The 25,177-nt window shown below is 74.0% G+C and carries 23 protein-coding genes; 9 read left to right on the top strand and 14 right to left on the bottom strand.

The window, feature by feature from the left end; all coding sequences use genetic code 11:
* Positions 1–65 precede the first annotated feature (65 nt).
* The 3 genes from ACZ597_RS17475 to ACZ597_RS17465 are packed head-to-tail and all read left to right on the top strand — an operon-like array spanning position 66 to position 1,852.
* Complete coding sequence (locus ACZ597_RS17475) at positions 66–659, top strand: VanZ family protein (protein ID WP_471330450.1); 594 nt, start codon at positions 66–68, stop codon at positions 657–659.
* Between the two features lie 35 nt (positions 660–694).
* Positions 695–1,459, top strand: a complete 765-nt coding sequence (locus tag ACZ597_RS17470; RefSeq protein WP_471330447.1) for an SDR family NAD(P)-dependent oxidoreductase — start codon at positions 695–697, stop codon at positions 1,457–1,459.
* Between the two features lie 12 nt (positions 1,460–1,471).
* Positions 1,472–1,852: a MerR family transcriptional regulator gene (locus ACZ597_RS17465; protein ID WP_471330444.1), complete on the top strand. Its 381-nt coding sequence runs from the start codon at positions 1,472–1,474 to the stop codon at positions 1,850–1,852.
* A 30-nt stretch (positions 1,853–1,882) separates the two neighbouring features.
* Here ACZ597_RS17465 and ACZ597_RS17460 read toward each other — a convergent pair whose 3' ends face one another.
* Positions 1,883–2,086, bottom strand: a complete 204-nt coding sequence (locus ACZ597_RS17460) for a hypothetical protein (RefSeq protein WP_471330441.1) — start codon at positions 2,084–2,086, stop codon at positions 1,883–1,885.
* A gap of 163 nt (positions 2,087–2,249) precedes the next feature.
* Here ACZ597_RS17460 and ACZ597_RS17455 point away from each other — a divergent pair, with 163 nt between their 5' ends.
* Positions 2,250–3,038, top strand: a complete 789-nt coding sequence (locus ACZ597_RS17455) for a class E sortase (protein WP_471330438.1) — start codon at positions 2,250–2,252, stop codon at positions 3,036–3,038.
* A 56-nt stretch (positions 3,039–3,094) separates the two neighbouring features.
* Positions 3,095–4,699 (top strand): phospholipase D family protein, encoded by a 1,605-nt coding sequence (locus ACZ597_RS17450; RefSeq protein WP_471330435.1) that lies wholly within the window; start codon positions 3,095–3,097, stop codon positions 4,697–4,699.
* 32 nt (positions 4,700–4,731) lie between these two features.
* Here ACZ597_RS17450 and ACZ597_RS17445 read toward each other — a convergent pair whose 3' ends face one another.
* The 7 genes from ACZ597_RS17445 to ACZ597_RS17415 form a co-directional block, all read right to left on the bottom strand.
* Positions 4,732–5,349 carry a nucleoside/nucleotide kinase family protein gene (locus ACZ597_RS17445; protein WP_471330432.1) on the bottom strand — a complete coding sequence of 206 codons (618 nt, stop codon included), beginning with the start codon at positions 5,347–5,349 and terminating at the stop codon, positions 4,732–4,734.
* A gap of 101 nt (positions 5,350–5,450) precedes the next feature.
* On the bottom strand, positions 5,451–8,003 hold the full coding sequence (locus ACZ597_RS17440) for an acyl-CoA reductase (protein WP_471331309.1): 2,553 nt from the start codon (positions 8,001–8,003) through the stop codon (positions 5,451–5,453).
* A gap of 2 nt (positions 8,004–8,005) precedes the next feature.
* Complete coding sequence (locus tag ACZ597_RS17435) at positions 8,006–9,154, bottom strand: LuxE/PaaK family acyltransferase (RefSeq protein ID WP_471330429.1); 1,149 nt, start codon at positions 9,152–9,154, stop codon at positions 8,006–8,008.
* Entirely contained in the window at positions 9,151–10,299 is a 1,149-nt protein-coding gene (locus tag ACZ597_RS17430) for a GNAT family N-acetyltransferase (RefSeq protein ID WP_471330426.1), read from the bottom strand. The genes ACZ597_RS17435 and ACZ597_RS17430 overlap by 4 nt, the downstream gene beginning before the upstream one ends.
* The gene (locus ACZ597_RS17425; RefSeq protein WP_471330423.1) at positions 10,296–11,597 is read right to left on the bottom strand and encodes an MFS transporter; all 1,302 of its coding nucleotides are present in this window, start codon (positions 11,595–11,597) and stop codon (positions 10,296–10,298) included. Before ACZ597_RS17425 ends, ACZ597_RS17430 begins: the two co-directional genes overlap by 4 nt.
* Positions 11,594–12,856: a phenylacetate--CoA ligase family protein gene (locus tag ACZ597_RS17420; RefSeq protein WP_471330420.1), complete on the bottom strand. Its 1,263-nt coding sequence runs from the start codon at positions 12,854–12,856 to the stop codon at positions 11,594–11,596. The genes ACZ597_RS17425 and ACZ597_RS17420 overlap by 4 nt, the downstream gene beginning before the upstream one ends.
* Before the next feature lie 271 nt (positions 12,857–13,127).
* Positions 13,128–14,057, bottom strand: a complete 930-nt coding sequence (locus ACZ597_RS17415; protein ID WP_471330417.1) for an AraC family transcriptional regulator — start codon at positions 14,055–14,057, stop codon at positions 13,128–13,130.
* 134 nt (positions 14,058–14,191) lie between these two features.
* Between ACZ597_RS17415 and ACZ597_RS17410 the strand changes: the two genes are divergently transcribed.
* Both ACZ597_RS17410 and ACZ597_RS17405 read left to right on the top strand, forming a co-directional pair.
* Positions 14,192–14,872: an NAD(P)H oxidoreductase gene (locus ACZ597_RS17410; protein WP_471330414.1), complete on the top strand. Its 681-nt coding sequence runs from the start codon at positions 14,192–14,194 to the stop codon at positions 14,870–14,872.
* 339 nt (positions 14,873–15,211) lie between these two features.
* Positions 15,212–15,469: a Uma2 family endonuclease gene (locus ACZ597_RS17405; protein WP_471330411.1), complete on the top strand. Its 258-nt coding sequence runs from the start codon at positions 15,212–15,214 to the stop codon at positions 15,467–15,469.
* Between the two features lie 318 nt (positions 15,470–15,787).
* On the opposite strand, the gene ACZ597_RS17400 is transcribed toward ACZ597_RS17405, so the two are convergent.
* Entirely contained in the window at positions 15,788–16,243 is a 456-nt protein-coding gene (locus tag ACZ597_RS17400) for an ATP-binding protein (protein ID WP_471330408.1), read from the bottom strand.
* A gap of 192 nt (positions 16,244–16,435) precedes the next feature.
* On the opposite strand from ACZ597_RS17400, the gene ACZ597_RS17395 reads away from it, so the two are divergent.
* Positions 16,436–17,803 (top strand): NAD(P)/FAD-dependent oxidoreductase, encoded by a 1,368-nt coding sequence (locus ACZ597_RS17395; RefSeq protein WP_471330405.1) that lies wholly within the window; start codon positions 16,436–16,438, stop codon positions 17,801–17,803.
* A 73-nt stretch (positions 17,804–17,876) separates the two neighbouring features.
* Here the strand turns inward: ACZ597_RS17395 and ACZ597_RS17390 are convergent, their stop codons facing one another.
* The 5 genes from ACZ597_RS17390 to ACZ597_RS17370 form a co-directional block, all read right to left on the bottom strand.
* Positions 17,877–18,668, bottom strand: a complete 792-nt coding sequence (locus ACZ597_RS17390; protein WP_471331307.1) for a phosphatase PAP2 family protein — start codon at positions 18,666–18,668, stop codon at positions 17,877–17,879.
* A 94-nt stretch (positions 18,669–18,762) separates the two neighbouring features.
* A complete protein-coding gene (locus ACZ597_RS17385; protein ID WP_471330402.1) occupies positions 18,763–19,737 on the bottom strand; it encodes a YihY/virulence factor BrkB family protein in 975 nt (324 codons plus the stop codon).
* Between the two features lie 5 nt (positions 19,738–19,742).
* Positions 19,743–21,500, bottom strand: a complete 1,758-nt coding sequence (locus ACZ597_RS17380; protein ID WP_471330399.1) for a bifunctional phosphatase PAP2/diacylglycerol kinase family protein — start codon at positions 21,498–21,500, stop codon at positions 19,743–19,745.
* Between the two features lie 104 nt (positions 21,501–21,604).
* A complete protein-coding gene (locus ACZ597_RS17375; RefSeq protein ID WP_471330396.1) occupies positions 21,605–21,871 on the bottom strand; it encodes a DUF4235 domain-containing protein in 267 nt (88 codons plus the stop codon).
* Positions 21,872–22,061: 190 nt separating this feature from the next.
* Complete coding sequence (locus tag ACZ597_RS17370) at positions 22,062–23,093, bottom strand: YihY/virulence factor BrkB family protein (RefSeq protein WP_471330393.1); 1,032 nt, start codon at positions 23,091–23,093, stop codon at positions 22,062–22,064.
* A 244-nt stretch (positions 23,094–23,337) separates the two neighbouring features.
* Here ACZ597_RS17370 and ACZ597_RS17365 point away from each other — a divergent pair, with 244 nt between their 5' ends.
* Positions 23,338–25,176 (top strand): serine/threonine protein kinase, encoded by a 1,839-nt coding sequence (locus ACZ597_RS17365; RefSeq protein WP_471330391.1) that lies wholly within the window; start codon positions 23,338–23,340, stop codon positions 25,174–25,176.
* The last annotated feature ends 1 nt before the right edge of the window (position 25,177 follow it).

The raw sequence follows: 25,177 nt of genomic DNA, 5'->3' as shown, positions 1-25,177 counted from the left end.
GTCAGTGCCTCGGAGCGGGGTACACGGGTCCGCACGGCACGAGCCGGTCACGGAAGGAGCGGGCCATGGACGTACGCGGGAAGCTCGCCGCGCTGCGCCGCCGTATGAAGCGGACGGCGAGGGTGCGGGAGCCGGTGCCCGAGGACCGCTCCCGGCCACCCGTCCGTCCGCTGACACGGGCCCTCGCGATGCTGGCGGCCTTCGCCGGGACCGTCCTGTTCAGCTTGGTCCTGGCACGCCTCACCCTGGAGCCCTCGGCGGCCTCGGCCGGCATCGCGCACAGCAACACCCGGCCGGGCGCCTCGATCGCCCCGTACCTCCACGGGACTTCGGTCCGGGAGGCGGCCAAGCAGCTCGGCGGGAACGTCCTGCTGGGCGTTCCGTTCGGAGTGCTGCTTCCCGTCCTCCTCCCTCAGGCACGCGGGCTGATGCGGGTGGCGGCGGTGACGGCCGTCGTGATGACGCTCGTGGAACTCATCCAGGGCGCCCTGGTCACCGGCCGTGCCTTCGACGTGGACGACGTACTCCTCAACACCGCCGGCGCGCTGCTCGGCTACCTCCTCCTGGGCCGCCGGATGGGCCGCGCCGTACACCCGCGCCGCCACCACTGGTGGCACCGCCTCACCCGCCGGTCCGGCGTGCGGTCGGCCCGGACTTGACCTTGTCACTGGCGGCAGGGTTGTTCACTCGGGGCATGGACATCGAGACGAACGGCAGTGATCGGCGCGTCGTCCTGGTCACCGGGGCCGGGACCGGGATCGGGCGGGCGACCGCACGGGCCTTCGCCTCCGGCGGGGACCTGGTGGTCGCCGTCGGGCGGCGGAAGGAGCCGCTGGAGGAGACGGCCCACGGGCATCCCGGGATCCGGGTGGTGGCCGGGGACGTGAGCGGGGCGGGCGAGCCGGAGCGGATCGTCGGCGAGGTGCTCGCCGCGCACGGACGGCTGGACGTGCTGGTCAACAATGCCGGAATCGTGCGTGCCGGCGCCCTCGGCGGGGTGGCCCCCGGCGACGTCGCGGAGCAGCTGGCCGTCAACCTCGTGGCGCCGGTGCTGCTCACCCAGGCCGCGCTGCCCGGGCTGGAGGCGTCCGGGTCGGGGGTCGTCGTGAACGTGAGCACCGCCGTGGGGCAGCGGGGGTGGCCCGGGGCCTCCGTCTACGCCGCCACCAAGACGGCGCTCGACACCCTCACCCGCAGCTGGGCGGTGGAACTCGCCCCGCGCGGCGTGCGGGTCGTGGCGGTGGCACCGGGTGCGGTGGACACCCCGATCGGGGAGCACCAGGGGCTGAGCCCCGAGCGGGCCGCCGAGGTGCGGGCGTGGCAGGTGGCGCGCACCCCGCTCGGGCGGGTCGGACGGCCCGAGGAGATCGCCTGGGCGGTGTGCCGGCTCGCGGACCCGGCGGCGTCGTTCCTCACCGGCGTGGTGGTCCCGGTCGACGGGGGCGCGGCGGTGGCCTGAGACCATGGCCGGATGCTGATCGGGGAACTGGCCGGGGCCACCGCCACGAGCGCCCGCGCCCTGCGCCACTACGAGGGCGCCGGGCTGATCTCCTCCCTGCGGGCGCCGAACGGCTACCGGGTCTACGACGAGCGTGCCGTCGTACGGGTCCGCAACATCCGGACGCTGCTCGACGCGGGGCTCACCCTGGACGACGTACGGGTCTTCCTGCCCTGCCTGGACGGGGACGTCGCCGCCGGGCCGCCCTCCCCGAAGGGGCTGGCGGTGGCCCGGCGGCGGCTCGCCGTCCTGGAGGCCCGGATCGCCGCGCAGACGGCCGCGCGCGACCGGCTGCGGGAGGTGCTGGGGCGGGTGGAACAGGCGGACGGGCCGGCCCTGCCGGACCGCGGCTGACCGCGGGCGCCTTCCGGACGTCCACGCCGCTCACGGCCGGACCGGCAGCAGCCGTACCTCGGCCTCGGGAAGCCTGGCCCACCAGTGGTGGCAGCGGCTGTAGGGCGCGGCCTCGCGGCCGGCGAGGAGCGCCGTCAGGGACTGCGCCTCCGCGGCGAGTCCGTCCCACGCGGCGGCGGGCGGGAGCGGACGGAACGCGGTGGCCTCGACCCCGCCGTCCGCCGGCCGCCACACGATGTTCCCGGATTCCGCCGCCCCCGGAAGCCGGGTGGGGGAGCGAGGTCACAGGACGGGGCCCTTATGGACCGCTTGCTCCGCATGTCACTCTGGCCGGGAGGACCGGGTCCCCCCCCACATGCCGCAGGACCCGGCCGACCGACCGACACGGAATCGCCCCATGCCCCTGCCGTTCCGCTCCAGAGCCGTCCCCGCCGTACTGGCCGGCGCCGTCGTCGCCCTGCTGGCGGCGTGCGGGCCCTCGGCCGCCGCCGGTACGGCCGCGCCCCCCGCCTCCGCGCCCCCCGCCTCCGCGCCCCCCGCCTCCGCGCCCCCCGCCTCCGCGCCCCCTGCCTCCGCGCCCCCTGCCTCCGCCCCGCCCGTCTCCGCCCCGCCCGCGCCCGCCCCGGAACAGCCCCCGGTGCCATCGACCACCGCGCCCGCACCGATCCGGGAATCGACGCTGTCGATACCCTCCGTGGGCATCACCGGGCTGCGCGTCGTCGCCTACGAGGGCACGACCGACGACGTACCGGGCACCCGCATACAGGACCGGGGCGTGGCGGCCAGCCCGTACGGGAAGGGCGGTGGAGCCGGACCCGGCCAGGTGGGCAATTTCCTGGTCACCGCGCACCGCCTCTCGGCGGGCGGCCCGCTGCGCGACCTGCCCGCCGTGGACGAGGGCGACACGGTCCTCGTGACCGCGGGCGGGCAGACGTACGCCTACGAGATCGTCGAGACCCGCAAGACGTCCTTCCGGTCCGAGCGCTCGCTGAGCGAACAGCGCGCCGCCGTACCCGGGAAGCCCGGGGCGACCCCCACCCAGGCCATGATCACGATCTCGACCTGCGCCACGCCGGAGGACCACGCCAAGGGGAACTTCTGGAGCGACGCGCAGGGCAACCCCGAGCACCGCATCGACAAGATCGGCGTCCTGCGCGAGCCCGCCGGGGCCGCGCCCGCCCCCTGACGGCTCGCGGGGGTGGAAGGCCCCGCAGCGGGTAGGCGCACGGCGGAGGTCGTCTCATGACCCGCTCGGACTGGCTGCTGGAGCCCGGAGAACGCGGAAACGCCGCCACCCGGCTGGAGCACCGCCGCGCGGACGGGGCCGCCTGGTCCGAGGGCAACGACGCCCGTCCCCTGGTCCACGGAGCCGCGTACTTCGCGGAGCTCCTCGCCATGATCCGGGGGATGCGCGCGGGCGACCTGCTCCTGTTCACCGACTGGCGCGGCGACCCCGACGAACGGCTGGACGGACCCGGCACCGAGATCGCGACCGTGCTGGGCGCAGCGGCGCAGCGGGGTGTCATCGTCAAGGGGCTGCTGTGGCGCTCCCACCTGGACGGCTTCCGCTTCAGCGAGGAGGAGAACCGCTCCCTCGGCGAGGACATCGAGGCCGCCGGCGGTGAATGCCTGCTCGACCTGCGCGTACGCCCCGGCGGCTCGCACCACCAGAAGCTGGTCGTCCTGCGCCACGAGGGCCGCCCGGATCACGACGTCGCGTACGTCGGCGGGATCGACCTGTGCCACAACCGCAACGACGACGCCGACCACCGGGGCGACCGCCAGTCGCTGCCCATCGCCGCAGCGTACGGCCCGCACCCGCCCTGGCACGACATCCAGCTGGCCGTCAGAGGGCCGGCCGTCGGCGACGTCGAAGCGGTCTTCCGGGAACGCTGGGAGGATCCCGCGCCGCTCTCCCGCAGCCCCGTGATCCGCCTCCGGGAGTGGTGGGGCCGGGAGGACACCATCGCGGACGAGCTGCCTCCGCAGGGCCCCGACCCCCTGCCGTGCGGTACGCACGCCGTGCAGGTACTGCGCACCTACCCGAACCGGCTGCTGCGCGGATACCCCTTCGCCCCCGACGGCGAGCGGAGCATCGCCCGCGGCTACCTCAAGGCCCTGCGGCGCGCCCGGGCGCTCGTCTACCTGGAGGACCAGTACCTGTGGTCCCCGCGCGTCGTGGCCTGCTTCGCCCGCGCGCTGCGCGCGCACCGCGGGCTCCGGCTGATCGCCGTCATCCCCTCCGTCCCGGACCAGAACGGCCGCCTCACCCGCCCCGTGAACCTGATCGGCCGGATCACCGCCCTGGAGGAGCTGCGCCGGGCGGGCGGCGACCGCGTCGCGGTGTACGGCCTGGAGAACCACGCCGGAACCCCCGTGTACGTGCACGCCAAGGTCTGCGTGATCGACGACGTATGGGCCGCCGTCGGCTCCGACAACGTCAACCTGCGCTCGTGGACGCACGATTCCGAGCTGAGCTGCACCGTCCTCGACCGGAGCCGCGATCCCGATCCGCCGCACGACCCGGGCGGGCTGGGGGACGGGGCCCGCCCCTTCGCCCGGCGGCTGCGCCTGGAGCTCATGCGCGAGCACCTGGACGCGCCGGACGGGACCGGGCCGGAGCTGTGCGATCCGGAGACCGCCTTCGACCGGTTCGGGCGCTCCGCCGCGGCCCTGGACGACTGGCACGCCTCCGGCCGCCGCGGACCGCGCCCCCCGGGCCGGCTGCGCCGCTACCTCCCGCCGGAGCTCTCGGGCACGCGGCGCCTGTTCGCGGCGCCGCTGCACCGCGCCCTGATCGACCCGGACGGCCGCCCCCTCAGGATGCGCCGCCGCAACAGCTTCTGAGCACGCGGTCGGCCGGGTCCCCCGCGGGCACGTCAGCCGGGGTCGAGGACGAGGTCGGCGCGGTGCCGGCCGCGGGCGACGAGCACGGCGTTGGCCTCGTCCGACCGCGCCACCCACGTGCGCGCGTGCGCCGGGTCCTTGCCGTGGCGCACGTGCCGGCCGACGAGCCGGTCGACCCGCACGGCGTCGTCCGGGGCCAGGTACCAGGCCTCGTCCAGGAGGGGCCGCACGGGCGCCCAGTCCACCGCGTCGTGCAGCAGGTAGTTCCCCTCGGTGATCACCAGCGGTACGGCCGGCCCGACGGGGATGCTGCCGGCGACCGGCTCCTCCAGCGAGCGGTCGAAGGCGGGCGCGTACACCGTGGCCCCCTCGGGCGCGCGCAGCCTGCGCAGCAGGCATACGTAGCCGGCCGCGTCGAAGGTGTCCGGGGCCCCCTTGCGGTCGGCCCGCCCCAGCCGGCGCAGCTCGGCCTGCGCCAGGTGGAACCCGTCCATCGGCACCACCACGGCCCGCGCCGGCCCGAGCGCCCCCGCGATCCGTGCCGCCAGCGTCGACTTCCCGGCGCCCGGCGGCCCGGCGATGCCGAGGATCCGCCGGCCGCCCCCGGCGGCCAGCGCACCCGCCCTCATGACCAGCTCCGTCGTCTGCACGCCCCCATCCTGCCCGAGCCCGGCGACCGCCCGCGCGGAACCCGGCCCCGGCCGGCGGACCGGGGCCGGAGGACACCCGGCACGACGGGCGCGGCCACGTCCTAGCGGCGTGCGTCCACCACCGCGAGGAGCTTGCCGCTGGTCGGGCTGCGGTCCAGCGACGGGCCGTCGACCGCCTCGACCACCAGGTCCAGCAGCCGCTCCGCCACCGCCGAACCGAGCTCCGGGTAGCCCGACAGGAACACTTCCCGCAGCCGCCCCGGGTCCGTCGCCGGCGCCTGCTCCACCCGTACGGTCAGCCGCTCGCGCGCATCCGCACCGTCGATCCTGATCTGCAACTCGCCGCGGTGGCCGCCCTGTTCCTCGGCCAGCGCCAGGAAGCGGCGGTGATTGAGGAAGTACGTCGCCACCCGCATCACGTCACCGGTGCGCCCCATCAGCTCGAAGCGGGGCGCGTGCCGGCCGCACGGGCAGCGGCCCGGGACCTCCCGGCCGAGGTCCCCTATCAGGTACCGGCCCAGGTGCTGGCCGCGCCGGGCGTGCGTGGTGAAGACCAGCCGGCCCGTCTCTCCCGCGGCCACCGGCCGGTCCTCGGCCAGGTCCACGATCTCCATCGTGTGGAGGTCGGCGTGCAGGTGGTGGACGCCGCCGGAGCTCTCCGTGCACTGGTAGCCCAGCGGGCCGAGGTCGGTGCTGCCGTAGGTGATGGAGCGGACGGTCTCGATGCCGAACTTCTCCCTCAGCGTGCGCTGTTGCTCCTGCGTGAAGTGCTCACCGCCGTAGAAGACCTTCCGCAGGCCCCCGTACGCGCGCAGCGCGTCCGCCTCCGCGTGCAGCAGCTGCCACAGGTAGGAGGGCATTCCGAAGAGGGTGTCGGCCCGGTGCTCGATGAGGGCCTGGGCCGTGGCCCGGTGGTCCGGTCCCGCGGACAGCGGCAGCTGCACCCCGCCGAGCCGCTCCAGTACGGAGAAGAAGCTGATGAAGCTGCCGTACATGCCGCCGCAGTAGAAGAGGTTGGCGGTGCGGTCCCCGACCGGGTCGTAGCCGGCGGCGAGCAGACCGCGGGCGGCGGCGTGCATCTGGGTGTCGTAGTCGTCGTAGCTGAACACCGACAGGGCGGGAGCGCCCGTGCTGCCGCCGCTGCGGAAGTAGAGCTCGGCATCGGTCCGGGCCAGCTCCCGGGCCGGTTCCTGCACGTCCTCCTTGCCCAGCAGCGGGCCCGTCGGCAGCGGGAGTACGACGGGCCGGACCAGGTCGTCGAGGCAGGCGGTGGTCGCGAACCGGGCCGGGTCGGCCTGGACCGCGACGCGGCGGCTGTACCGCTGGAGGGCGTAGACGCCGTCGTGCGGCTCGCCCGCGTAGCTCTCCAGCATGGCGCCGACCGGAGTGACGCGGGTGACGCCCGCGGCCAGGGCGGTGCGGGAGAGCTCGGCCACGTCGGACCGGCTGCCCGCGAGGCCCGCCGTCTGCAGGTAGCGGCGCATCGGGCGCAAGGTGGCGATCAGCCGCTTGCGGGGCAGCGGCTTGACCCACACGCTGCGGTGCAGCGGCGAGGCCGTGAGCGGCGACCGGGTGTCGGCCATGACCCGCCACGAGCCGTCGGGCGCGGCGAACACACGGGTCAGGCCGAGGTGTTCCTCCAGCCGGGCCACCAGCTCGGTGGTGGTCAGCTCGGCGGCCTCGGCGGGGTCCGGCCCGACCTCCTGACCGGTGCCCGCGGCCGGCGGGCGGGCCGCGAGGACCGCGGCGAAACGCTCGGCGAAGGCGAACACCTCCCCCTCGTCCTCGGTGTCGAGGTAGACCACCTGCGGGCTCGAACACGCCTGCTGCTCGTGGAGGCACACGTCGTCCGCGAGGGCGCCGAGCGTGCCGGCGTCCGACCAGACGTCGCCCGTCAGGTACGCGAAGGAGATCCGGTGCCCCCACTCCACCAGCCGGCACCCGGCCGGCACATGCGACGCCACCCCCTCGACGGCGCCTTCCCCGCCCCATACCGCGACGGCGTCCGCGGGCGCGCACATCAGGCGCAGCCACTCCTGCCGGGAGGACGGGAAGCGCAGGACGACGACCCGTGCGGCCAGCGCGCCGCTGGGATCGAGGGCCGCGAGCTCGGCCATCAGGTGCTGGGTGAGGAGGGTGTCGGCGCTGCTGGTCTTGAGGACGTTGACGTTCCCGGCGAGCAGCCCCTCGACGATGCTCAGCGGCGCGACCGTAGCGGCGTTGCCGGGGGCGATGTGCGCGACCAGGCCGACGGGCGCCCACGCCTCGTAGACCGTCTCGCGCGGATCGGCCCGGTCCAGCCGGCCGGGAGTCGCGCTGCCGAGTTCGCGGCGCAGCTTGCGGGTCAGCTCCCGCCGGCCCAGCAGGCCACCGAGCTCCGCCAGGACGGCCGGGTCCTCTCCCGCGGGCAGGTGCGCGGCGAGCCGGGCGTGTACCGGGTGGGCCGGGTCGCACAGGGCGGTGGCCAGGGCGTCGCAGGCGGCCAGCACGGTCTCGGTCTCCAGCACCGTGGCCAGCGCGGCCTCCACGGCGCCCGGCAGGCCGGCCAGGCGGCGCCCGGCCTCCTCGTCGCCGATGAAGGCACCCTGCCAGTAGTGGTCCGCGCCGCCGTCGCCGTGCTGCTCGTACGCGGACCCGGTCGTGGTCTCCATCATGGTCACGCCATGCCCTTCATCAGTTCCGCTGCGGCCACCGCGCAGCTGCGGTTGCGGCTCACCCCGGCACGGCCGTGGACGGTGAACCAGGGTGTCTCCAGCTCGCACCCGCAGGCGTCGCCCGGCTGGAGGGAGGCGAGGTCGCCCATGACCACGCTCTGCGCCGGCACCGAGGTGATGTACGGCGACACGAGGTGCAGGTAGCCCCGCTCCCCGTACGGCAGCGGTTCGAGGGTGCGCGTGGAGCGGATCGTCACCCGGGACCACACGGGGGCGTGCAGCCGGTGGTGGTCGCACTCGATGTACGGGATGCAGTGCTCCACCGACCCGAAGGTGTCCCGGATCCGCTCGCCCGGGATGCCGAGCTGCTCGGTCACGCGGGCGTACAGCTCCTCCTTCTCGATGCGCCGGTCGGAGTGCCCCTTCCAGCCCCCGCCGAGGATGACGAGGGAGCCCTCGGGCAGGCTCAGCGGAGGCATCCCCATGGCCCGCATCCGCTCCAGGGTGAAGAAGAGGAAGGCCGGGAAGCCGAGGATGCGGACCGGGGCGTCCTCCCGCTCGAAGCGGCGCAGTGCGGCGACGCAGCCGAAGGGGTCGAACTCGTGGTCGCCACCGGTGTTGCGCAGTGCGTACTCGACGCTGCGCGCCGGGGCGAAATCGCACAGGTAGTTGTCGGTGAAGGCGGTCCCGAGGTTGAGGGAGGGAGCCGGTTCGTAGCTGTAGAGGAGGTAGTTGACCTCCTGGTCGGGGGTGATCCATCCGTTGCGCTCGAAGATCCGGGCGACCATCCGCTGGGCGGAGCGGATGGTCCAGTGGTCGAAGAACATCTGCGACTTCTGGCCGGTGGTGCCGGAGGAGGTCAGGTGCAGCTCGACGTCCTCGCGCGGGACGGAGAGCACCTCGTGCCGCTTGAAGAAGTTCGCGTGGACCAGCGGAGTCCGGTAGGGCCGCGCCGGGGGAGTGGCCTCGTACAGGGAGCTGAAGAACGGGGAGCGCTCGACGTGCCAGGCGTTGGTCTCGGCCATGGCGGCGGCGAACAGCTCGTCCTCCGCGGGACCGCAGGCGTAGGGGTCGGTCAGGTCGCACAGCTGTTGGACGTGCGGCAGGAGGGCCGGGTCGGGGACGGCGACCGGCGCGAGATGGGGGTTCATGGGGCAACCTCGGGTGATGTGGGCAGGTGCGTCGACGCCCAGGCCGACACGTAGCAGTCCAGATAGGGCTGGAGGGGCGGTTCGACGGCGACGCCGCGGAAGTCGATGCGCTCGCTGGAGCGGGACAGCACGGCGTAGTCGTGGAAGCCCTCGCCGTCCGCGCGCATCGCCGGGTAGATGGCCCCGGCGACGAACCCCTCGGACAGGAAGGCGGAGAGGACCTCCTGGTGCGCGAGCGGTACCAGGGCCTCGATGTAGCCCGCGCCCGCACGGGCCAGGGCCCGGGTGACGGGTTCCAGGCACGCGGCCGCGGCGGCCGGGTCGGGGTGGGCGGTCAGCAGGGAGCAGTACCCTCCGGCGCGGTTGAGGTAGGCGTAGACCTCGAACCGGCCGTCTTCGGGAGTGAGCAGCACGTTCGGGGTGTGCAGCGGGTAGAACCAGCCCTCGGCGCTCGGGTACCGCTCGCGGAAGCGGCGGCGTACGAAGGCCGGCGCCTCGATCATCTCCAGCCGGTCGCCGGCGCCTTGCGGTACGGGCGGCGCCGGCTGCGGCCCGGTGACGGCCCGCACCCCGGGGTAGCCGATGCCCAGCGCGGCCTCGGCGGTGCGCAGCAACGGCAGGAGCGGGGCGGGCACTTCGGCGACGGGGATCCGGCGGTCCAGCACCCCGGCGGAGTGACGCGCGTAGAGCGCGAGGCTCTCGCGGCTGCGGAGATCCACCGCGTTGGGCAGGATGCCCAGCGGGCGGAAGCCGTTGCGCGCGACGACGCGCTGCGGGCCGGCGCTGACGGTGCGCACGGTCGCGTACACCGAGTCCAGTCGTCCCGTGTCCAGCATGCCCGCGCACAGTTCCTCGGTCAGGACGGCGGCCAGGCCCGCCGAGCGGTGCTCGGGGTGTACGGCGATGCCCTCTAGGCGGCCGATGCGGCTGCCCGCCTCACCGTGGATGGCGGCGGAAGCGGTCAGTGCGCCGGTGCCGGCGCAGCGGCCGACGAGCCACAGGGAGTGGGGGTCCTCGATGAGCCGGGCCATCTCGGCCGGGTCGGTGCCGAGGGCCACGGGGTAGTGCGGTCCGTAGACGGCGTAGTAGAGCTGTCGCAGTTCGGCGATGTCCGAGCACGCGGCGGGGGTGATGACGGGGCTCACCGCTCACCTCCGGCGGGTCGTGCGGCCGGCGCGGGTGCGGGGGACTTCAGCAGGGCCAGCGCGCAGGCCGCCGGGACCAGTCCGACGCCCTGCACCAGGCACAGGGTCTGCGGGGAGAGGAAGTCGCCGGCGAAGCCGAACACCAAGGACGCCACCGGCAGCGAGGCGCCCAGCACGGCCTGCATCACGGCGAAGAAGCCGGGCTTGTCGGCCGGCGGAACCAGCCGCTGGAAGAGGGCCACGAAGCGGACGCTGACGGCCCCGGCACACCAGCCGGCCACGGCCAGGCAGCCCGCGACGACCGGACGGTGCGCCACCAGCCCCGGCAGCGCGAGGGCGAGGGCCATCAGGCCCAGGCAGCAGGCGCCGGCGACCGTGGGGCGTCCCGGTACCCGGGTGCCGGTGAAGGCGCCGACGAGCGCGCCGGTGCCCAGGGAAGCCTCCAGCAGGGCCACGGTGCCGCCACCGCCCGCGAGGACCGAGCGGGTGTAGAGGGGGATGACCACGAACACGGCGGTCGTGAAGAGGTTCGCCGCGGTGAAGCAGATCAGGATCCGCCGCACGTAGGGGAGTTCCCCGAGGATCCCGCGCAGCGTGCGCCGCTGCGCCGGATCCGCCGCATCGGCCCCGTCGCCCGGCACGACGGTACGGAACCGGGCACCCGCGACGAGGAGGGCGGCGCCGAGGTAGGCGGCCGCACAGCCGGCGGCCAGCCCGGCCACGCCCGCCCGGTCGACGGTGAGAGCGCCGAGCAGCGCTCCACCGAGGCCGGCCAGGGACTGGGTGGACAGCTCGAAGCCGGTGGCGGTCTCGATGTCGGCGTCGTCGACGAGTTCGGGCACCGAGGTGGTCAGGCAGGGGTCGAAGAACGCCTGGCAGGTGGCCAGGGCGAGACCGGCGGCGTACACGGTGGCGAGCGGCGGGCCCCCGCCGTACGCCCACAGTGCGAGGGCCCCCGAGGCGCCTCCGGCCAGGGCGGCGGCGGTCCGCAGCACCGAACGGTGCGCGAACCGGGCGACCGCCGCGGCCACCACGGGCGCCAGCGCCACGGCGGGCAGCGTGCAGGCGGCCATGAACAGCCCGGAGGCCAGCCCCCGGCCGTCGTGCACGGCGTAGGCGACGATCCACCAGGAGACGCCCACCTGGAACATCCGTACGGCGGCCTGGGTGAGGATCTGGCCGAGCCACACGGCGCCGAAGGCGCGGTTGCGCAGGACCAGCGGAGCACGCCGCCGGTCGGCCGCGGTCCCGGCCCCGGTCGCGGCCCCGGTCTCGGTCACGGGGGAGGGGGCGGTCATGCGGTCGGCCTCTCGTCGAGGACCCGGACGAGCTTGCCCGAGCGCGGGTTGACGGCGAGGTCGCGGTGGCGCACCCACTCCACGGACAGCGGGTGCACGAACCCGGCGCGCACGCTGTCCGGATACAGCGGCCGGACGTTCTCCAGCTCCGCGACGACGGCACCGGCCAGCTCATCGCGGCCGTGGCCGCCGGGGGCCGTCGCCAGCCGCAGGACGAGCCCGTCGCGGCCGTCCCAACGGCGGACGACGAGCTGCATGCCGACCACGTGTCCCGTGGTGTCGGCCGTGGCCACGGCGTCCTGGGCGTCCTGGGTGTAGAGCGAGACGGGGCCCACCCGTACGCCCTCCTCGGCACGGCCGAGTATCCGGAAGTGCCCGGCCCCGGTGCCGGTCCACTCGGCCCGGTCGCCCGCGGGGTAGCGGATGATCGGCATGAGGCGGCGGAAGAGGCTGGTGACGACGACCCGGCCGGGCCGGCCCGGCTCGGTGATGGGCTCGTCGGTGGAGTCGTCGAGGATCTCGACGACCGAGTACGGCGTGAAGGCGCGGTGCACCCGGGCGTCGGAGCCGGGTACCGGGCGGCCGAGCAGGCCCGCGTCGACGCTGGCGTACCCGACGGAACGGGCCTCGGCGCGGGGGAAGGCGGTGGCCAGCAGGCGGCGCTGGTCGTCGAAGAGGGCCTCGCCGCCGAAGAGGAGCAACTCCACCGAGTCGAGCCGGACACCGGACGACACGGCCTGCTCGGCGAGCCGGCACAGGGTGGTCGGTGTTCCGGCCAGCACCTGGGCGGCGAGATCGCGCAGCGTGGGGATCGTCGACTCCAGCGGCGCGCCGCCGCCGATGGGCAGGCGGACGTTGTCCACGGGCGCGTGGGTGAGCGAGTCGAGGACGAAGAGGAAACTGGCGTACAGCTCCCCGGCGTAGAAGAGGTCGGCGACCCGGTGTCCCGGGCGCAGACCCGTGTCCACGAGCCCCTGGCCGAAGGCGGTGACGAAGGTCCGCCACTCGTCACGTGTGTAGACGGAGAACTTGGGGGACCCGGTGGTGCCGCCGGTCTTGTAGACCGTGGCCTCGCTGAGCGGGCCGGTCAGCACGCGGCTGTCGTGAAGGGTGTTGGCCGCCCAGAACGCCTGCTGGTCGACCACCGGCAGGTCGGTGAGGCGGTCGGCGTGGGGCGGCAGGGACGCGTAAAGCTCCTGGTAGAAGGGCGAGTTGTGACGGGCGAAACGTATGAGGTCCGAGAGCTGCTGGGCGGACATGGGCCTTTGCCTAGGTGACGGAGACGGAACGGGAGCCACGGCGGGGCACGGCGGGAGCGAGAGCTCTCCTGCCGTCCCGGCGGTGTGAACGAGGGCCCCCCGGCGCCTCGTCTCCCCGGTGCGCGCCCAAACTTGACGCGCAGTCATGATGATGAAACATCAGTGCGCCTGACACCAAATTGGGCAAGGATTTCCGGCCAGCGCGGCGATTTCCGTCAGAATTTCAATTAAATGCCGAGGTGGGGCGGTGCGTGACGCATCAAGCCGGCACTCAGGCCGCCGCGGTGCGAAACGTGCTGGGGCTCAAGCCCTTGTGGCGTTTGAACGCGGCACTGAAGCCGAAGGCGTCGGCGTAGCCGACCGACCTTCCGATCCGGGCGATGCTGAGGTCGGTGTCCGTCAGGAGCGCCGCGGCCTCGTCCATGCGGCATTCGGTGAGGTAGGCGAGGGGCGGGCGGCCCATCAGCTTGGTGAAGCGCTTGGCGAACAGCGCCCGGGACACGCCGGCCCGGGCGGCCAGCGACGCCACCGTCCAGGCCTCGGCGGGCCGGTCGTGGAAGGCCTGCAGGGCGGGAGCGAGGACCGGGTCGGCGAGCCCCCGGTACCAGCTGGGCGCGTCCGTGCCGGCCTGGTCGAACCAACTGCGCAACGTGCAGACCAGGGCCCAGTCGAGGAGCCGGTCCATCAGCGCCTGTGAACCGGCCGAGAGCCGGGCGGCGTCGGCGGCGGCCGTCTCCAGCCCGGCACAGACCTCGGCGTCCTCCTTGACCACCAGGACGGGCGGCAGGGCGCGCAGGAGCCGCTCGTGGCGGTGCCCCGAGGCACGGTACGCGCCCACGATCAGCGCGGTCGCCTCCTCCGAGTCGGCGCCCCAGTGGATACCGCCGAGCTCCTGGGCGGTGCACTCGGACTGCGGGGTGAAGCAGGAGATCTCGTACGCGGCGTGGGAGCCGTGGACGGTGCCGGGACGGTCGGCCAGATGGAACGGCGCGGGGCCGCTCACGATGGCCGTATCGCCCCTGCCGACCGCCCGCTCGGTGCCGTCGGGCAGCAGCAGCGTGCCCCCGCCGCGCAGCACGCTGATCATGGTGAGCGGTGCGTCGTCGGCGAAGCGGATGGTCCAGGGCGCGGTCAGTACGGCGCGGCTGACGACCGAGCCCTCGGCCCGGATGCCGCTCAGCAAGGAACTCAAAGGGTCCACGGAGGGCAGCGTAGACGATCTCCTATGTTCCGGAGCGTTTCTCCCATGGATCATCCACGTCGCCGCAGCTGTACTGGACTTGTCGAACCGAATCGAACTGAACCGAACCGATCCCAGACAAGCCAGGAGACACCGTGACGCAGCACGACAGCGACACCAGGACGGCCCTCGTCGTGGTGGCACACCACCGCGCCGATTCCCTCACCGCGCACACGGCCCGCCGTGCCGCCGCGCGGCTCGAAGCCGCCGGGTACCGCATCGACGTGCTCGACCTGCACGCCGAGGGGTTCGACCCCCGGATGAACGCGTCGGACCAGCCGGACTGGGGCAACAGGGAGAAGCCGTACTCGGACGAGGTGCACGCCCATATGGGGCGCATCCTCGACGCCGACGTCATCGTCGCCGTCTTCCCGGTGTACTGGCAGAGCGTGCCCGCGATCCTCAAGGGCTGGATCGACCGCGTATGGAACTACGGTTTCGCCTACGGCCGCAGCAAGCCGCGCCTCGCCGGCAAGCGCATGCTGTGGCTGGGCCTCGCAGGCGCCACTGCGAACGACCCCCTCGTGGAGGGCATGCGAACGGTCCTCGAAACCAATCTGAGCGAAGGCATCGCCTACTACTGCGGCTTCTCCCATTCCACCGTGGGCCTGCTCACCGACGCGGAGGAGCGCCCGCAGCGCGTGGACGCCGAGGGCAACCTCCTGATCGGCGAAGCGGTCGCGGGCGCCGAGCGGGAGGCGCAGTACGCCGATCTCGACCGGCGCGCACGGGAGTTCGTGGAACGGTTCGTCGCGGAGGAACTCGTGACGGCCTGACCGCCGGGAGACCGTTCGGGCCCCTTGCGGGAGCGGGTGGAGTCCTCGACCCCGGCGTGTCCGGGGTCGGAAGTCTGGTAGTGAAGGGCATGTTGACCAGGAGGCCACACTCGCCGACGGAGAGCTGGGGGTCGAGCCGGTGCCCGACGGCGACCACGGCGAGATCGTCATGTGGCTGCTGGAGCACTGCATGCGCCAGCGCCCCGACCTGCGCCTGTACCCGGAGCAGGGCCTGCGCGTGGAGTCGTACGGGAACGGCAGCGCCCGCCCGGACGGTGTCCTGGCCCCGAAGGGGTACTTCGCGGGCCGGGGGAGTGGGCGGGCGCGGAGGGCGTGGTCATGGTCGTCGAGGTCACCTCGTACGACGCGAAGACCGACCGGCGGGACCGCCAGGACAAGCCGCGGGCGTACGCGGAGCGGGAGATCCCGGTCTACCTCCTGATCGACCGCGACAACGGCTCGCTGGTCCTGCACGCCGACCCGGTCGGCGGCAGGTACCGCACCCGGACGTTCTTCTTCGGTGACACGGTACGGATCCCGGAGCCGGTGGACATCACCCTGGACGACACCGACATCCTCAAGAACCACGTCCGCTGAGCCGAGGCGCTCGGGTGTGGTCGCCGTCGGGCCAGGGCGTCGCGCAGCCCCTGCTGCCCGGTCCCGGCCTGCGGTTGGGCCGAGACGTGCGAGAGGGAGACGGCATGGGTGACGACCCCTGCGGCATCGATGTCGAGCACGGACACGCGGCACCACGGCGCCGCCCTCGCACGCGGAGGCCCGGCGCGGGCGTCTGCTGAGGGGGAGGAGACGCTCACGGCCGGGCCCGGCGGCCGGAAGGCCGCTCACCTGGCCGGCCGCTCTTCCAGCGTAGCCGCGCCGCCCGGCGGGGGCGGCTCGGAGGCGGCCGCCCGTTGCTCAGGGGCGCCCGGCCGGCGGCTTCCCGGCGTCGCCGCCGGTCCGCCCGTGCGGGGAGGGCTGCTCCGGAGGATGGAAGCATGCCGTGATCGTCTTGCCGCCGTGGAAGGCGTGGGCGTCCCACCGGTCGGCGAGCGCGTCGATGATGGCCAGGCCCCGGCCGGAGGTCGCCCGGGTGGAAGCCTCCCTGGGGGCCGGTATCCGCGGGTCGGCGTCCGTCACGCTGACGTGCACACAGCGGCCGTCCCAGGTCAGGACGAGGTGGGCACTGCTGTGGGCGTGCACGTGGGCATTGGTGACCAGCTCGGAGACCGTGAGCAGGACGGAGTGGACCGTGTCGGGGGCGCCCGCGGCCCACGGCAGGGTGTCCAGATGGGACAGACACCACCGGCGGGCCTCACGTACCCCCCGGTGGACGGCAAACGACCGGGCCCAGCCCACCGCTCGAACCGCCACGGCCTTCACCCCTCACTCGACGGGACCGGTACCTCTTCCGCCTGTCCCACGTCCTCGCGTGTTTCCGCCGGACTCCGGCCGAAACCCCCGAACCGGCGACCGGCCGCTCCCTCTCGGACATTCCAGGTGCAAGACCGACGTCCACGGGGCAGGGGCGGAGTGACCTGGCAGGCCCGAGAAGGGACGGACACCGTGGCACGACCGAGGATTCTCGTGGTGGGAGCCGGATTCGCCGGAGTCGAGTGCGTCCGACGGCTCGAGCGCAGGCTCACGCCCGCCGAGGCGGACATCGCCCTGGTCACCCCGAACTCCTACCAGCTGTACCTGCCGCTGCTGCCCCAGGTGGCATCCGGCGTGCTGACCCCCCAGTCCGTCGCCGTCTCGCTGCGCCGCAGCAGCCGCTACCGGACCCGGATCATCCCCGGCGGCGTCGTCGGCGTCGACCTCCGGGCGAAGACCTGCGTCGTACGGAAGATCACCGGCGAGCTGACGGACCACGCGTACGACCACCTCGTGCTGGCCCCCGGCAGCATCACCCGCACCTTCGACATCCCCGGGCTCACCGAGCACGCCCGCGGCATGAAGACCCTCGCCGAAGCCACGTACCTGCGCGACCACGTCATCTCCCAGCTCGACCTGGCCGACGCGAGCGAGGACGAGGCGGAGCGGGCCGCACGCCTGTGCTTCGTCGTGGTCGGCGGCGGCTACGCCGGCACCGAGACGGCCGCCTGCCTCCAGCGGCTCACCCACCACGCCGTGAAGCGCTACCCCCGTCTGGACCCCGGCCAGATCACCTGGCACCTCCTCGACCTCGCCCCGAAGCTGATGCCCGAACTCGGCGACTCCCTGGGGCGGGCGGCCCTGGACACCCTGCGCCGACGGGGCATCCAGGTCTCCCTCGGTGTCAGCGTCGCCAAGGCCGGCCCCACCGAGATCGTGCTGACCGACGGCCGGGTGCTGCCCAGCAGGACCCTGATCTGGACGGCCGGAGTCGCCGCGAGCCCGCTGATCGCCACGCTCGACGCGGAAACCGTCCGGGGAAGGCTGCTGGTCACCCCCGAAATGACCGTGCCGGGTGCCGAGGGGGTGTTCGCGCTGGGAGACGCCGCGGCCGTACCCGACCTCGCCGCACGGGAGGAGGGCGCGATCTGCCCGCCCACGGCGCAGCACGCCCTGCGCCAGGGGCGCACGCTCGCGGACAACCTGATCGCGACGCTGCGCCGGCAGCCGCTGCGGCCCTACGTGCACAAGGACCTGGGGCTCGTCGTCGACCTGGGGGGCACCGACGCGGTGTCCAAACCCCTCGGCATCCCGCTGCGGGGCCTCCCCGCCCAGGCCGTGGCCCGCGGCTACCACTGGTCGGCGTTGCGCACCAACGTCGCCAAGACCCGCGTCCTGACCAACTGGCTGCTCAACGCCATGGCCGGCGACGACTTCGTCAGGACGGGGGTCCAGCCCGCCCAACCGCCGACCCTGCGGCAGTTCGAGTACACGGACGCCTACCTGTCCGCCGACCAGGTGAGGGCCCACACAGCGGCACCGCGCGCAGCCTCGTCGTGACCGGACCCGTGATCCGACGGCGTGTTCCGGGCGTGGCGTGGGCATCCGCACGCCACACCCCGTCGACGGGCGCTCAGGAACGCTCCGGGGCGGCCACCGGCGGCTCCGGGTGCTCGGAGCGGATCTCAGGCTCCAGCCCCTCGGCGGGCGACGTACGGCGCCGCCCGACATCCGCCCGCCAGGCTTCGAAGGCCAGGGTCGTCGCCGTCACCACCGCCAGACCGAGCAGCCAGCCCCCGATCACGTCGCTCACCCAGTGCACTCCGAGCGCCACCCTGGTGTAACCCACGCCCACCACCGACACCGCCGCGAGCACCCACGCCAGGGGACGCAGCCCCCGGGGCACCAGCGGCAGCAGCGTCAGCAGCAGCACGGCACACGAGGTGGTGGCCGTCATGGCGTGCCCGGAGGGGAAGGAGAACCCCGGCGCGTGGGCGACGGGGTCGGACAGGTGCGGCCGCGCCCGCGCGACCACGTCCTTCACCAGGAGGCCGAGCAGGCCCCCCGCCGTCGCGGTGACCGCCGCCCACAGCGCCAGCCGCCGCGCCCCCCGTACGAGGAGCCACACCACCAGCACCGCCACCAGCAGCCGCAGCGTCACCGGATCCCACACCACGTCCGTCAGGGCGCCGAGCACCCGCACCCACGCGGGATGCTCCAGAGCGGCAGCGTGCAGCCGCTCGGCCGTGCCCCGGTCCAGCCGGGCCAGCGGCGGCCACCGGGACTCGACCAGCAACAGGGCGAGGGCGAACGGCACGGACACCAGGGCGGTGGCCGCCACCGTCGTCAGCAGCCGCGCGCCGAACCGGGCGTCGGGACCCGGGAGGCCGGAGACGAGCCGGACGAGCAGACGCCGGACGCGCATCGGGATTCGTGCCATGACCGTGGTGCTTCCTTTCGTGGTTCCTCCGCCGGGGCAGCGGCTGCCCTGCCCGGCACGCCCCCGACGCGCCGCGCGCTCAGACGCCGGGATCCTCCATGACCGGCTGCCGCACCCCCGCCCGTACGGCCTCCAGCTGGGCGGCGAAGGCCAGGCCCAGGAACAGGGCCATCGAGGTCAGGTACGCCCACAAAAGCAGTGCCACGAACGCGCTGAGGGGTCCGTACACGGTGGTGAAGGAGCCGCTGACGCCCACGTACAGGCTCAGCCCCCACGTGGCCAGCAGCCACAGCACCAGGTACACCGAGGCCCCGAAGGCGAGCCAGGTGTAGCCGGGCTGGGTCCGGCGGGGCGAGAGGCGGAAGACGGCGCTGGTGGCGAGCAGCGCCAGCAGCACCCCCGCCGGCCACCGCAGCAGGTCCCAGGCGCGGATGGTGCTGGCGTCGAGGTGGTAGACCTCCGCCACGGCACGGTTCACGTGGGCGCCGAGGACGGTGACCGCGAAGCTCAGGCCGAGGGGCAGACCGGCCAGCACCGCCATGACCAGTCCGCGGCTGTACTTCCGCAGGAACGGCCGGTCGCGTTCGGTCCCGTAGATGCGGTTGGCACCCCGCTCCACCTGGCAGAGGGCGGTGGTGACGTTCACGACGGAGAACAGCAGCCCGAACCAGAGCGCGACCCGGCTCCCGTCCCCGGGCCGGAGCCGGCTCTGCGCCAGCGCGTCGTCCACCACCTGCCGGCTCGGCCCGCTCGCCAGCCGGCGGATCGTCAGTTCCGCGACCCGGCCGATGTCCTCGGTGTGCAGGGCGCCGGACAGCCCGACGAAGGCGATGGCCAGCGGGACGATCGACAGCACCGTCTGCAGGGCCAGCGCCCTGGAGTGGCTGAAGCCGTCCGCGTACCGGAACCGGATGAAGGAGTCCCGTACGAGGCTCCAGCCGCCGTAGCGCCGCAGCGCGGCCACCGCTTCCTCGGCGGACAGCTCCTCGCCCTCCACCTCCGCTTCGGCCGCCGCCACCTCCCCGCGCTGCGGCACCCGTGTCGCGGTTCCCATGGCCGTCACCCCCTGTCGGAGCCGTGCGTCTGGCAGCCGGATCCGGTCGCTCCGGCCCGTTCCGTGTCCACCGCCGTACGCGCCCGCTCCCGCGGCGGCAGCCAGATCCGCAGCGCGCCCGGTTCCACCTCGGCGTCCAGCCGCATGCCGGGGCCGAAGACGTCGCCGTCGAGCTGCCGCTGCTGGGGCCGGGCGAAGCGGATGCGGACGCGTTCGGCGCTGAAGTACTCCAGCGCGCCGCCGGCCACCGGGCCGTACGCGCCGCCGGGGTCGCCGGAGGCCCGGCCGGGGAGCATGCGCGTCCCGAGGTGTGCCACCGCGGCGAGCCAGCCGCGGGCACCGCGCGGATCGAGCAGCACCACCTCCAGCCGGCCGCTGTCGGGCCGCGCCCCGGGCAGCAGCGGCAGTCCGCCCCGCAGAGTGCCGACGTTGCCGATGACGACCATCCGGGCGCGGCGCGGCAGAGCCGGGCCCCCGTCCAGCCGGATCGACAGGCGCATCCGGGGGTCGCCGAGGTGCCGAACGGCGGCCAGGGCGTACGCGGCCCAGCCGAGGCGCTCCTTCACCCGGTCGGAGGCGTCGCCGACCATGGCGGCGTCGAAGCCGGCTCCCGCCATGACCGTGAACCGGGTGGACTCCAGCCCGTCACCCCCGACCCGGGCCGTGTCGATCCGCGCGGTCGCACCGTTCAGGGCCGCCTCCAGAGCCTCGGCCGGATCGGTGGGCAGCCGCAGGTTGCGCGCCAGCAGGTTGCCGGTGCCGCAGGGGACCACCGCGAGTGGGACGCCCGTGCCGGCCAGCACGTCGGCGCAGGCCCGTACCGTGCCGTCGCCGCCGCAGACCACGACAAGGTCGGTGTCATCCCCGGCGATCCGTCCCGCGAGGCCGCCGGAGGCGTCCTGCGCGGAAGTCTCCGTCCACACCTGGTCGGCGCAACCGTGGCGGAGCAGGACCTCCCGCACCCGCCCGGCCAGTTCCGCCCCGCAGCCGTGCGGGTGACGGACCACCACGGCCCGCCGGGGCGCCCCGTCGGATTCGCGGGCGGTGCGGGCGGGCGGGAGCCGGTCGGGCGGGTCCGAGCCGGGCCCCGGATCCCCGGGCAGCAGCAGCGCGTGCGCCATGACGAGGAGGGTGCAGGCGCCGTTGAGCAGGCCCGCCACCACGTCGGAGGGGTGGTGCATCCCCCGGTAGAGGCGGGAGAACGACACGGCCAGAGGGATCAGCAGCAGGCCGGCGGCCACGGCGCGGGCCGCCCACCGCCGCGGGCCGCGCGGGCGGAGCACCGCGAGGACCGCGAGGCCCCCGAAGAGGGCCACGGACGCTCCGACGTGCCCGGAGGGGAAGCTGGAGGTCGGCGGCGCGGGGTCCAGGTGGGGCACCTGCGGACGCGCGCGCTCCACGACCACGGTGACCAGCAGGAAGACCGCGGACTGCGCCGCGACCGCCCCGGCCAGGAACACCGCCTCCCGAAGCCACCGCCCGCGCGAGAACACCAGCACGGCGAGGACGGCGAGGAGGGTGAGCGCGATGACGCTCCGGGTGCCGGCCAGCAGGGACAGCCACTCGGTGAAGAGGGTGGCCGTGCCCTCGCGGTGCGCGGCCAGGCTCCGGTTGACGCCGTCTTCGGCCGCCACGGGCCAGCGCACGCCGAGCGGGCCGGTCACCATCAGGCCGATGCCGGCCATCAGGGCCGCCTGCACCGGCAGAAACAGCAGGACGGAAGGGCCGCCGCGTGCGGCGGCCGCGCCGCGTTCAGGTCTCATTGACGCCGTGTAACCCGCCACGGCCCGCTCATGCGCGCCGCAGGGGGACAACGCCGATCCGGGGTTCCCGATTCCACCGGGAGGCCGGCCCCGCGGGGACGGGGTCAGCCCGGCCAGGTGCCGGTCAGGCGCCGGGTGGCGGCCGCCCCGCCGCGGTCGACGGCGGCCTTGACCACGGCGAAGACCGCGCCCTGCAGGGCCGCGGCGGTCAGGACTTCCCTCCACGTGCGGCTCTCATCGGTGGCGTCCGGGGCATCGTCCTCGTGGCCGATCACCTTCCACGCCTGTTTGAAGGCCGCCCCGGCCACCATGCCGCTCAGGGCTCCGAGCACGAACCCGACGGGCTTGTAGGCGATCTTGGAGGCTTTCACCTGTGCCTCCCGGCGCGGCGCGGGAGCGGGAGCAGCAGCCCGCCCGCCGACTCGTCGCCGCCCCGGCCGGGACGGCATCCAACGGCGCTCATCGACCGTTCACCTTCTTCCGCTCGCCATGGAGTGTCCTGACGCGTCTACCCGGCAACCCGCCGGTCACCCGCCGCACGCGCGGCGTCCTCGGCCCCGCTCACTCCAGGCGGCGGCGGTCCTCATCGCTCCACGCCCGGGTGTCCCGCGGCTCCACGTACGGCTCCTCGTCCGCGGGGAGCCCGCCGGCGATGGCGCGCTGCCGGACCATCTCGGCGTCGAACTCCAGCCCCAGCAGGACGGCCAGATTGCTGATCCACAGCCACACGAGGAACACGATCACGCCCGCGAGCGTGCCGTACGTCTTGTTGTACGAACCGAAGTTCGCGACGTAGAAGGCGAAGCCTGCCGAGGCGGCCATCCACATCACGAGCGCCAGGAAACTGCCCGGGGTCACCCACTTGAAGCCGCGCCCCTTCGCGTTCGGGGCGGCCCAGTACAGCAGCGCGATCATGACCGTGACCAGCACGACCAGGACCGGCCACTTCGCGACCGACCACACCGTCATCGCAGTGTCCCCCAGGCCCAGGGCCGCCCCGGCCTGGCGTGCCAGGCCGCCGGTGAACACCGCGATCAGCGCGCCGGCGACGGCCAGGACCATCAGCGTCACGGTCAGACCGAGCCGCAACGGCAGTACCTTCCACACCGGCCTGCCCTCGGGCACGTCGTAGACGGCGTTCGAGGCGCGGATGAACGCGGCTACGTACCCGGAGGCCGACCAGATCGCCACGGCCAGGCCCGCGACCGCCAGCAGCGAGCCGACGCCGGCGTTGCCCTGCAACCGCCGGACCGCGTCGCTGATCACACCGCGCGCGGCGCCCGGCGCCAGCCTCCGGAGGCTGTCGACCACCTGGCCGGTGGTCGACTCACCCGCAAGACCCAGCAGCGACACCAGGACCAGCAGCGCGGGGAAGAGGGCCAGCACCCCGTAGTACGTCAGCGCCGCCGCCCGATCCGCCAGCTCGTCGTCCCCGAACTCCTTCAGGGTCCCGCGCAGCACCGCTCTCCAGGACCGCCCGGGCAGTTCGGACGGCCGGTCCGGCGCCCGCTCCTCGACGTCACCGTGATCAGCCTCGGCCGGCCGGCGCTCATCACGGCCGACACCGTACCGCTCTCTTCCCACGGGCCTCATGGCCGTCGCCTTTCCGCTCCCACTCCACCCATGCGCGGCCGCGTCCCCCCGACGAACCGGTTCCGCTGCCGACCTCTGGCCGGAGGCGCCCGCCGGGACGGGGACCGCCTGACCTGATCGACCGGACACCGGCCTGGGCGTCCACCCTTCGAGCGCCCCTACTGGCAGGAGTGGATCATCGGCCACAATCCCATCCAGCCCACCGTTCGCCACCCCACCGACCTCTTTCCGAGAAAGTCCTCACGTGCCCTCACTCCCCGACCGCATAGGCCCCTACCGTCCGTTGCAGCGCATCGGCGCGGGTGGCATGGGAACCGTCTACTACGCTCACCACCCGGACAGCGGTCAGCCCCTCGCGGTCAAGGTCCTCCACGAGGACCACGCCAACGACCTCGACCACCGCAAGCGGTTCGCACGGGAGGCCGCCGCCCTCCGCAAGGTCACCGGCCCCTACCTGGTCCCCCTGGTCGACGCGGACCTCGAAGCCCGACGTCCCTGGCTGGCCACCCCCTACGTCGCGGGGAGCACCCTCCACGAGCACGTACGCGACCACGGCGAGCTCGCACCCGGGAACCTGCTCACGTTCGCCGCCGCGACCGCCCACGCCCTGGCCTGCATCCACGCCGCGGGCATCGCGCACCGCGACCTCAAGCCGCCGAACGTCATCCTGGCCGCCGACGGCCCGCGTGTCGTGGACTTCGGCATCGCCCACCTGCTGGACGCGACCGCCGTCACCGCCACTCGCGTCAACACCGGCACGCGGGGCTGGATGGCACCCGAGCAGCTCCGCGCGGGCGTGACGACCACCGCGTCGGACGTGTACGCCTGGGGCGTCCTCGTCGCCTTCGCCGCCTCCGGGAAGCACCCCTACGGGCCGCCGACCGGCATCGAGTTCCGTATGGAGCGGGGCGACGAGTACACGCTGGAGAACATCCCCCGGAGACTGGCCGAACAGGTCGACGCAGCGCTCCGGATGGACCCGGCCGCCCGCCCGCTCGCCGCCGACCTCGCCGAAACCGTAGCGGGCATGTACGGGCCTCAGGGAACCGCCGTGTTCCCGACCGTGGAGTTCACGCGCGTCGCCGACTTCGGCGCGTCGGACCACGAGCCGTTCCCGCCGCTGTCCCGGTGGGACATCCCCGCCCCGGCCCGCAACCTCGCGCACGACGTTCCGGCTTCGCCCGCCCCGGTCATTCCGCCCGTGCCCGACTACCACCCCGCCCCGCCGATACGGCCCTTTCCGCCCGGGGCGCCCCACCCGAGCATCGAGCCGGACCCGCCCGCACGGCACGTCCCGGCGGCGTGGGCCCGCTCCCGGCGCCCCGCGCCCCACCCGAACCCGTACCGGGCGCCGGGCCACGCGGGCGGCACGTCTGGGCCCGGGCCGAAGCGTTCCCTGAAGGCGTTCGCCCTGGCGTCGCTCGCGACGGCGGGCGTGTTCGCCTGGGCGGTGTACGGGCAGGCCGACGGCGGCACAGGCACCGCGCGCCCGGAGCCGACCGCCTCCGAAGCCCGTGCGGCAGGCTGGGACCGGAGCAGCTCGAGCAGCAACGACCCGGGGTACGTCTCGCCGTACACACCGACGCCCGGCGTGCCCTCCACACCGGTTCCGGCCGTGACCGTGCAGTCCCCCGCGTCCAGCCCGGCGGTCTCGCCGGCTCCGAGCGGCGGCTACCCGAGCACCGGTCCCGAAGGGGCCGTCCTGGCGAAGGAGACGAACCGCGAGAAGGAGTCCAAGCTGTTCGCCCCGGACCCGCGACCGTCCGAGTTCATCGACGGCATCGAGTGCATGTCCTCCTTCTTCGATTCGGCATACACGCAGGTCCGCTCATGCACCGCGATGATCGTCAACGGCACGCGGGAGAACAAGGCGTTCATCTGTACCGCCCCGTACCGGGACAACCAGTGGCAGAACGAGGACTTCCGGGAGGGCGATCCCGAGCCTGACACGGGCTCGTTCACCTTCCGCACGCCCATCGTGCCGGGCCGCTACAGGATGTTCGTGAAGATTGACTTCCCCACCGGCAAGCTGCCCAGCAACGACAATGCGGGAAAGGCGGACTGCACGTTCGCGAAGCTCTAGG

The organism is Streptomyces sp. NPDC040718, from assembly GCF_055593565.1.
Note: the sequence above shows the minus strand (reverse complement) of the source record. Positions and strands in the feature narration are given on the sequence as shown.